Consider the following 5975-nt stretch of genomic DNA (forward strand, 5'->3'; position numbering starts at 1 on the left):
CGCCTGGACGGGCACCAAGCTGTTCGGGGCCAATGCCGGTCTCGCCGCCGGCCTGATGATGGCGGCGATCTTCGCCACCGCCTTCGAGGGCCGTGACGCCAAGACCGACGCCATGCTGCTGGCCTGCTGCGTGGCGGCGCAAGGCGCGCTCGCCCAGATCTATCTGGCAGCGCGCCGCAACGAACCGGTAGCCGCCCATCTGCCGTGGATTTTCTGGGCCGCTCAAGGCCTTGGAATTCTTATCAAGGGGCCGGTGGCTCCGCTGTTGTCGTTGCTCACGGTCGCCGCCCTGTTTGCCTTCGAGCGCGACTGGCGCTGGCTCCTGAAGCTGAAGCTCGTGCGCGGTGTCGCTCTGGTGGCGCTCATCGTGTTGCCCTGGGTTGCCCTCATCACCTGGAAGAGCGGCGGCACCTTTCTCAGCGATGCCGTCGGCAAGGACATGATGGCCAAGGTCGCCTCGGGCGAGGAATCGCACGGCCTGCCGCCCGGTTTCTACATGCTGACCTATTCCTTGTTCATGTGGCCGTTCGGCCTGATCGCGGTCGGCGCCGGGCTCCAGGCCCTCAACCGTCTGCGCGACGATCCCCGGCTGCGTTTCTGCCTCGCCTGGTATATTCCGTTCTGGCTGGTGTTCGAGCTGATCCCGACCAAGCTGCCGCACTATGTCCTGCCGGCCTATCCCGGCATGGCGCTGCTGATTGGCTGGCTGCTGACATTGTCGCCGCAGGAGGCCAATGCGCCGCTCAGGCGCTGGCAGGACTGGTTGTGGTGGTCGACCGCATTCGGTCTTGTCGTGGTCAGCCTTGGCCTGGCGGCGGTCTGCGTCGGAGCGCCGATCTATCTCACCGGCTCCTTTTCCTGGTGGAGCATCCCGGCCGCCGCGGCGGCGCTGGCGGCAGGGTATTTCGCTTTTTCGCGACAGCTGCAAGTGCCGCTCTCCCGCATCGGCGCCATCGCGGTTTGCGCCGGCATTACCTATGGGCTGTTGTTCGGCGTCATCGCGCCTTCGCTGAAGCCGATCTGGCTGAGCCCGGCGATCGAGGCGGCAGTCCAGGCCAACAGGCCTTGCGACACCACGGTGCTCGCCTCAGCGGAATATCACGAGCCGAGCCTGGTGTTCCTGGTCGGCACCAAGACCGTCCTGACCGATGTCGATGGCGTCGCCAAGCATCTGCTCGGCGATCCGGCCTGCGCGCTGGCGCTGGCACAAATCGGCGACGAGCAGAAGCTGAATGGCCTGTTGGAGGCGCAAGGCAAGTCGGCGAGCCGCGTTGCCGAGGTCGATGGCCTCAACTATTCGTCGGGAGACAAACTGTCGCTCGGCCTCTATCGTGTAAGCCAGTGACGGCTCGCCGATGCCCATGACGGCAACAATGGGGCCGAATTTCCTATGCTGGTGAAATCACGCCCGCCCGTTTCGAGCCTGCTCCTTGGCATAGGGCGCCGGTCGCTCGACAACTTTCGCGATACGATGCAGATCGCCAAAAGCCGCCTTGCCACCCGGCCGGCCAGATACCCGAATATTTTGTGGTCGGTCTGGGTGCTGGTCTGGGTCTTGCTGACGGCGTCGGCGTTTGTTCGTCTCGACACTCCGGCCGGAATGCTTCACGGCAAGTGGTCGGCGGGATTTGCCCGGACTGCCGACTTTTTCACCCAGTTCGGCCTGGGAGGCTGGTATATCATTCCCTCAGTGCTTCTGCTTGTCGCCGCGAACCTGACGGATTGGCGAAGCCTGTCGCGGCGCTCGCTGATGCTCCTCTACAACTGGACCTGCCTGGCTTTTCTGGTGCTGTGCGCCACCGGCCTGTCGGGGATCGCCGTCAATGTGCTGAAATATGCCATTGGCCGGGCTCGCCCGCTCTATTACGAGGACTTTGGCGTGCTGACCCTGCACCCCTTCGCTTTCGATGCGCGCTTCGCCGGCTTTCCGTCCGGCCATGGTACGACAATGGGCGCGGTGTTCGGGGTCGCTTTGCTGTTGTTTCCGCGGCGCTGGTACATCGCCCTGGCGATCACCGCCTGCATCGCCTCGACCCGTATCTTCGTTGGCGCGCACTATCCCAGCGACACCGTCGCCGGCTTCGGCCTTGGCTGCGGTTTCGCGCTTGCCTGCGGGCTGGTCTTTGCCCGGCTCGGCTTCATCTTCCGGCCGATGCCTTCGGGCTTGCCGGTCCGCAAGAAGACGTTTTGGCTGATTGGGCCGAGAAGGAATTTGACGGGCCGATGATGCCATGGGTAGGAAAGTCGTTGCGATAACCGGACGGCAAGGCGGGACAATGGTACGACGATCGCGAATGGTGGTAGGAGCGCTGCTGGCGGCATTTGTTGCTGGCGGAGAGATGGCGAACGCCTCGCCCTTCGTTGACACGAAGGAGGGGCAAGTCCAGGTCGACCATATGACCCTGCAGGAATTGCAGGCGGCTGCGCTAACGGGGTCGGCCGACGCGCAGAACCGGCTTGGCGTCGTTTTTCTGCTGGGACTCGGAGTTAAAGCGGATTTCGTCAAGGCTTTCGAATGGTTCCAAAAAGCGGCCGAGAAAGGGCACCCCGACGCGGAGACTTGGTTGGGCAATCTTTATGGAACCGGTCGAGGAGTAACACTCGATCGGCAGAAATCTCTGTTTTGGACAAGGAAGGCCGCAGAGCGCGGTTACAGCCGCGCAGAATATAATTTGGGAGTGAATTTCCTAGAGGGGACACTCACCGCCACGAACTACACCGAAGCCATCGCGTGGTTCAGGCGGGCTGCGGAACATGGCGACGTGTTGGCCAATCACAATCTTGGCCTATTGCTTTTGACAGGACGCGGAACTCCCAGTTCACCGCCAAATCTGAGAATTGAAGTCGACAAGGTACAGGCGCTGAAGTCGATTGCGTTCTCCGCCGAGAGTGGATTTGCGGACTCTCAAGCGGCTCTTGCTGCCATGTATTTCGAGGGGAACGGCGTAACGCAGAGCTATTCTGAAGCGGCCAGATGGTACCTATTGGCCGCGGAGCAGGGCTCAGCGTATGCACAAACGATGCTGTCCGCCATGTACCTTACTGGGCATGGTGTAACCGCCAACCAAGACACTGCCGTGAAATGGCTGAAGAAAGCGGCAGCAAACGGGAATGCTGCGGCTCAGGAACAGTTGGGCCAGAGTTATGGCGGCGGATTCTACGGACTGCCGCAGGATTTCATGCAAGCGATCGAGTGGACGACAAAGGCGGCGGACCAAGGAAACGCGGAAGCACAAAACACTCTTGGAGTAGCCTATCTTAAAGGTCTTGGAGTGCCGTCCGAGCGAGAGGTGGCTCATGATTGGTTTAAAAGGGCCGCCGCACAAGGTAATGCTCATGCAATTTACAACATAGACAAATATTTTAATAAAGATAAGGTTTTTACAGGGCAATGACCCGATTTCTATTTGGCCGGGCTGGGCTTCACCAAGGCTCGGCTTCATCAGTGCTCATTGGCGCGCCTTAATTTCCTTCGCGAACGGTGATGGGCCGGACCGACAGACCTCAAAAGACCGTAGTGTCTGCTTATTGATCGTCCCAGCGCGAACCATGTCACTGACCGCGCTATGGTCCTCAAAGGCGTCGCTCTGAAATTCCCGCTTGGTCGTCATGACCAACCTCCAAGCTACATTCCGCCAATTCAGCTAGACGCCGTCCAGGCCGCCATAGGATCTGACCAATCCGGCCATGTCGGGCGACCGGTGGTCCTCGTGTTCGAGCCCTTGCGCAACGCCGACGCGATCGGCGACCGGCCGGTTCTGGCTGACCTTCCACTTGCCGTGGATTTCGCTGATCTCGATTTCCAGCCCGATAATGCCCTTGATCTGCGACTGGATGAAGGGCTCCGGCGCATCGGTCACCGCCCAGGGCGCGGCGCGGGCGCCTTCCTGGGAGACGGTCAGATCGGCGATCTGCTGCGCCAGCCAGTCCTGATCATCCATCACCTTGACGGTGCCGCGAACCTGCACGATGGCATAATTCCAGGTCGGCACCACCTTGCCGGTCTCGCGCTTGGTCTCGTACCAGGACGGCGTCACATAGGCATCGCTGCCCTGGAAGACGATCAGTACGGTTGACGCCGGATTGTCGGCCAACAGGCGCCATTGCGGGTTGGCCCGCGCCAGATGGGCGCGCAGCCTGCCGTTCGGCCCGATTTCCGCGTCGAGCAGGAACGGGATGGCGTTGGCGACCGGCCCATCGGGTCCGTTGGAAATCAACAGGCCCAGCGGATGCGTCCGGATCAGCCCGTGCAGGATTTCCGGCCGCGTTTCCCTGAAATGAGGAGGTTCGTACATCGCCGTCCCTGCTTTCTTTGCTTATCTCAGCCGCTTCGGCCGCGGATCCGACAATTCGCCGGCCAGCCGGCGGTCGAGATAGTCGGCGCATTCCTCGAGCAGCAGGTCGGCATCGTTGGAGAAGAAATGGTTGGCGCCGGGCAACGTCTTTTGGGTGATGGTGATGCCCTTCTGCGTGTGCAGCTTGTCGACCAGGCCCTGCACATCCTTCGGCGGCGCCACCTTGTCGGCATCGCCATGGATGATCAGGCCCGATGACGGGCAGGGCGCCAGGAACGAGAAATCATAGGTGTTGGGCTGCGGCGCGATCGAGATGAAGCCTTCGATCTCGGGCCGGCGCATCAGAAGCTGCATGCCGATCCAGGATCCGAACGAGTAGCCGGCGACCCAGCAGCTCTTGGAATCGGGATGCAGCGACTGCACCCAATCCAGCGCCGCGGCAGCGTCCGACAACTCGCCGGTGCCGTGGTCGAATTCGCCCTGACTGCGGCCGATGCCGCGGAAATTGAAGCGAAGCGTGGTGAAGTCCCGCTTCTGGAACATGTAGAAGAGGTCGTAGACGATCTTGTTGTTCATCGTGCCGCCGAATTGCGGGTGCGGGTGCAGGACGATGGCAATCGGCGCGCTCTTTTCCTTGGAAGGCTGGTAGCGACCCTCCAGGCGGCCGGCAGGACCGGTGAAAATGACCTCAGGCATAAAATACTCCACTAGGTAATACGAATGCGCGGTGCCTGGAACGTTTCCTCTGGCCTTGACGCAGGGCGAGCGTCTTCTTAGAAGCTAGTTTAGAATTGTTCAAAACTGAGTGGCAAGACATCGAGCCCGGCCACCCGCGCCGCAAGCCGCGTAAATAGGACGGCTCGCCTTGGAATTTCAAGGAAATAACGCCATACGACGGCGGAATGGCTTCTGACGGGACTTGACGGACGAAAATGGCCGCAAAACGCGCCTATCTCGACTACAATGCCAGTGCGCCGCTGCTTGCCGCGGCCCGCGAAGCTATGGTCGCGGCGCTCGATGTCGCCGCCAATCCGTCATCGGTTCACGCCGAGGGGCGGGCGGCCCGCCGTCTGATCGAGACCGCAAGGCGTGACGTGGCGGCGCTCGTCAACGCCAAGCCCGAGCACGTCGTGTTCACCTCCGGTGCCACGGAAGCAGCCTCGACGCTGCTGTCACCCGACTGGCAGATGGGGCGCGGCACGGTGCGCATGAGCCGGCTTTACGTGTCGGAGGCCGATCATCCCTGCCTGTTGAACGGCGGACATTTCCCGGCAGTGCAGGTAAACCGGATCGGCGTCGACGCCAACGGTATCGCCGATCTCGACGCTTTGGCGGCAGCGCTCAGTGGTCATGACAAGAGCGAAGGCCTGCCGCTGGTTGCCATCCACGCCGCCAACAACGAGACCGGCGTCATCCAGCCGATCGATCGCATCGCCGGGATCGTCAAGGCGGCGGGCGGCATCCTCATGGTCGACGCCGTGCAGGCCGCCGGGCGTGTTTCGATCGATCTATCAGCGGGTTACGCCGATTATCTGATTCTGTCCTCGCACAAGATCGGTGGTCCCAAGGGCGTCGGCGCCATCGTCGCGGCTTCGGATCTGATGATGCCGAAGCCGTTGATCAATGGCGGCGGTCAGGAAAAGGGCCATCGCGGCGGGACTGAAAACCTCGCTGCCATTG

General features: G+C 61.7%; 6 protein-coding genes. 4 read left to right on the forward strand and 2 right to left on the reverse strand.

Annotated features, from left to right (window positions below; all coding sequences use genetic code 11):
- The 3 genes from EN879_RS21285 to EN879_RS21295 form a co-directional block, all read left to right on the forward strand.
- A partial coding sequence (locus tag EN879_RS21285) for a glycosyltransferase family 39 protein (RefSeq protein WP_164774500.1) occupies positions 1-1345 on the forward strand: 1345 nt, incomplete at its 5' end.
- 45 nt (positions 1346-1390) lie between these two features.
- Complete coding sequence (locus EN879_RS21290) at positions 1391-2227, forward strand: phosphatase PAP2 family protein (protein ID WP_063167805.1); 837 nt, start codon at positions 1391-1393, stop codon at positions 2225-2227.
- A gap of 67 nt (positions 2228-2294) precedes the next feature.
- Positions 2295-3395 (forward strand): SEL1-like repeat protein, encoded by a 1101-nt coding sequence (locus EN879_RS21295; RefSeq protein WP_063167806.1) that lies wholly within the window; start codon positions 2295-2297, stop codon positions 3393-3395.
- Positions 3396-3644: 249 nt separating this feature from the next.
- On the opposite strand, the gene EN879_RS21300 is transcribed toward EN879_RS21295, so the two are convergent.
- On the reverse strand, positions 3645-4295 hold the full coding sequence (locus EN879_RS21300; protein ID WP_063167807.1) for an FMN-binding negative transcriptional regulator: 651 nt from the start codon (positions 4293-4295) through the stop codon (positions 3645-3647).
- Between the two features lie 21 nt (positions 4296-4316).
- The gene (locus tag EN879_RS21305; protein ID WP_013532163.1) at positions 4317-4991 is read right to left on the reverse strand and encodes an alpha/beta hydrolase; all 675 of its coding nucleotides are present in this window, start codon (positions 4989-4991) and stop codon (positions 4317-4319) included.
- A 236-nt stretch (positions 4992-5227) separates the two neighbouring features.
- Here EN879_RS21305 and EN879_RS21310 point away from each other — a divergent pair.
- Positions 5228-5975 (forward strand): aminotransferase class V-fold PLP-dependent enzyme (locus EN879_RS21310; protein WP_127274227.1); only part of this gene is annotated, 748 nt, incomplete at its 3' end.

Source organism: Mesorhizobium sp. M7A.F.Ca.AU.002.02.1.1 (genome assembly GCF_003998535.1).
Classification (GTDB): domain Bacteria; phylum Pseudomonadota; class Alphaproteobacteria; order Rhizobiales; family Rhizobiaceae; genus Mesorhizobium; species Mesorhizobium ciceri.

What these genes read in the sequence shown, in the direction of transcription:
- EN879_RS21290 (WP_063167805.1), top strand. Translation starts at nt 1,391, where the DNA reads ATGCTGGTGAAATCACGCCCGCCCGTTTCGAGCCTGCTCCTTGGCATA.
- EN879_RS21300 (WP_063167807.1), bottom strand. Translation starts at nt 4,295, where the DNA reads ATGTACGAACCTCCTCATTTCAGGGAAACGCGGCCGGAAATCCTGCAC.
- EN879_RS21295 (WP_063167806.1), top strand. Translation starts at nt 2,295, where the DNA reads ATGGTGGTAGGAGCGCTGCTGGCGGCATTTGTTGCTGGCGGAGAGATG.
- EN879_RS21305 (WP_013532163.1), bottom strand. Translation starts at nt 4,991, where the DNA reads ATGCCTGAGGTCATTTTCACCGGTCCTGCCGGCCGCCTGGAGGGTCGC.